We start from the raw sequence: 256 nt of genomic DNA, 5'->3' as shown, positions 1-256 counted from the left end.
GCAGCCCGGACCGGGCTTGCGGGCGTTTGCCTGCTCGGAGACGTTGGTGACCTGTTGTCCGCCTTCCTTGCGTTTCGCCTGATTCGACTTGCGGCTGTCGACCGTCGCGAAGGCATGACGCTTCACCTGAAGCGCGCGGATCAGGACATTGAGCAGGTACATCACCGTGCCCACGTCTTCGCCGGCCAAACCGTGAATCCGCCGCTTGACGTCCGGAATACTCGCGCGGATATCGGCGGCCAGCTCGTGGATCGCC

At 64.1% G+C, this 256-nt stretch carries 1 protein-coding gene; it reads right to left on the bottom strand.

The window, feature by feature from the left end; genetic code table 11:
* Positions 1 to 256 (bottom strand): hypothetical protein (locus tag ACV22V_RS32705; protein ID WP_448016873.1); only part of this gene is annotated, 256 nt, incomplete at both ends.

The sequence above is a fragment of the Burkholderia sp. AW33-5 genome (assembly GCF_053427615.1).
Note: the sequence above shows the minus strand (reverse complement) of the source record. Positions and strands in the feature narration are given on the sequence as shown.